Source organism: Hyphomonas oceanitis SCH89 (assembly GCF_000685295.1).
Classification (GTDB): domain Bacteria; phylum Pseudomonadota; class Alphaproteobacteria; order Caulobacterales; family Hyphomonadaceae; genus Hyphomonas; species Hyphomonas oceanitis.
In genome coordinates this window covers 1-1,042 of the sequence record NZ_ARYL01000128.1, presented here as the reverse complement: position 1 = coordinate 1,042, position 1,042 = coordinate 1, and the positions used below count along the sequence as shown (strand labels likewise).

The 1,042-nt window shown below is 55.5% G+C and carries 1 protein-coding gene; it reads left to right on the top strand.

All coding sequences use genetic code 11. The annotated features are described in order from the left end of the window. Positions 1 to 313: 313 nt before the first annotated feature. The coding region (locus HOC_RS20545; RefSeq protein ID WP_277813069.1) for an NAD(P)-dependent oxidoreductase at positions 314 to 1,042 on the top strand (729 nt) is incomplete at its 3' end.

Sequence of the window (1,042 nt, the reverse complement as noted above, 5' to 3'; positions counted from 1 at the left end):
CAGGCAGATGGCCGGCGTCTGCGGTGGCTGCTTGCGCATCCGGAATGAAAGGGGCTTTGTCCACACAGTCAGATACGTCTGGTTGGCGCTCATCCCTTGGCCAAGCCCGCAATCGATCAACGTGTCCTGATAAGCGCAAATTGTTCTGGTCGTATGAAACCACCACGATGCGTGATGGTGATCACATCTGCGCACAATCATGCCTTGTGAAAAATTTCGTCTGCGTTTGAGTGGGCCGGACCACCGCCGCGTATCTGTATTAGTCGATCATGAAACATGCTGAGCTCAGGCGTCGAGAAAAACCGTCTTTACTTTGAGCCAAAAGAGCGAGTTCGCACCGGGAAGGCCCCTGATCGCCCGGGCCGCCTCTGCGAAAGAACGAGCTGAATCCGCGGCGGTTCGGCTTCAGTTTCATAAAGGTTATCGCCGTCGAGGAGCATGGTTCAGCGTGATGCAAATCGGGTTTTTCGAAATAGAGCCGCGTGATGCGGCAATGTTTGACAGTCTGAAGCCAGGCAACAGTCTGAGACTGACAGATGAGGTTCTCTCGGCTGGAAATGCCGGCGCCTTCGTTGATGCTGAGATTGTTTCTACCTTCATAAATTCGGCGATTGATCGCGTGGTTCTGGATCAGCTGCCAGCGCTCAAATTGATCGCGACGCGATCGACAGGATTTGACCACATTGACACCGCCCTGTGCGCCGAACGCGGCATTCTTGTCTGCAATGTACCGGTCTATGGCGAAAATACCGTCGCCGAACATGTATTCGCCCTCCTCCTTGCACTCAGCCATCGCTTGCTAGAGGCGGTGGAGCGCGCTCGCTCAGGGCCATTCTCTCCTGCCGGACTGACGGGCTTCGATCTCGCCGGTAAGACACTAGGCCTGGTGGGCACCGGCGCCATCGGGCGGCATGTCGTCCGCATTGCTCACGGGTTTGGCATGCATGTTTGTGCATTTGACATCGTGCCGGATTCCGATTTTGCGACGCAAGAGGGCTTTTCTTATCGGACTTTTGACGACCTCCTAACGACCGCCGATATA